Here is a 1,295-nt window from a genome sequence, read left to right on the forward strand (position 1 = left end):
TGATCTGATCACCAGCCCAGCCTATGTGGTGATCAAGGCGGCTGATCGCTTCCACACCCAGACCACGCGGCCCAATGAGATGTGGCAGACCGACTTCACCTACTTCAAGATCATCGGCTGGGGTTGGATGTACCTGTCCACCGTGCTCGACGACTACTCGCGCTACATCATCAGCTGGAAGCTGTGCAGCACAATGCGCGCCGAAGACGTTACCGACACGCTCGACATGGCGCTTGCCGCGTCAGGCTGCGACCAGGCTCATGTGCACCACAAGCCCCGACTGCTCAGCGACAATGGCCCGAGCTACATTGCAGGCGAACTGGCGGAATATATCGAGGCCCAGCGGATGAGCCATGTGCGGGGCGCCCCGTTCCATCCCCAGACGCAGGGAAAGATCGAGCGCTGGCACCAGACCCTCAAAAACCGCATCCTCCTGGAAAACTACTTCCTGCCTGGCGACCTTGAGGCCCAGATCGGAGCGTTCGTCGAGCACTACAACCAACGGCGTTACCACGAGAGCCTGGATAACGTGACGCCGGCCGACGCCTACTTCGGCAGGGCCGAGACCATCATTAGAAAGCGTGAAAGGATCAAGCGACAAACCATCGAATATCGGCGCTTGCAGCACCGCAAGCGCGCCGCTTAACATCATCCCATAGACGAGACCGATGCTCCGCTAATCTACGCTGCGATTTGCGCCAAATGTTCTGACGACGGACAGTTCGAAACCGTGGTTAGACGGCCCTATGACCTTTAGCTCGGTGAGCCTGTTGTATACGCCACAGGCTCCCCGATCATAAGGATCAAGGAGTGTGGTGCCGTCACGGCCGACACCAACCGCTAACCAAGGGTTTCGACGCCCTTGAGGCAGTGCGTCGCTGCCTCAATCGAATCCATACCGAAAACGGAGTGATTTGTCGCGGTCTCTTCGCGTTTTAGGCGAAGGAAGGCATCCGTGACCGAGACGGGTCGACGCTGGGTGGGCCAGGGGCGAGGTCGACGCGGTGCGGCAGGCTCGCCCCTGTTTGCTGCGGATGCTTTTGTCCGCTGTTTGCTTGGGGCAGTCGCGTTCGCGCGACGGCGCTCTATCTCCGGCCGCAGAACGGCCATAGACCGAACCCGCTGTCAGCGGTTTCGGCCCATGGGGTCACGATCGCTCTGCCGGGCGGTCCGCGTTACGCTTCTATTTGCGACGCTGGCATTGCGCTCGATGATTGGTTTCGACGAGGGCTTGTCGAGCCGAAAGCGCACGTTCCGGCATTACGGCAGGGCTGCAACTTACTCGAACTTCAGTC

General features: G+C 59.9%; 1 protein-coding gene. It reads left to right on the top strand.

Annotation, left to right across the window (positions count from 1 at the left end):
* Positions 1-646 (top strand): DDE-type integrase/transposase/recombinase (locus CEV33_RS01620; protein WP_141211545.1); only part of this gene is annotated, 646 nt, incomplete at its 5' end.
* Positions 647-1,295 lie beyond the last annotated feature (649 nt).

Source organism: Brucella grignonensis, assembly GCF_002252505.1.
In the GTDB taxonomy this organism is placed as follows: Bacteria; Pseudomonadota; Alphaproteobacteria; order Rhizobiales; family Rhizobiaceae; genus Brucella; species Brucella grignonensis.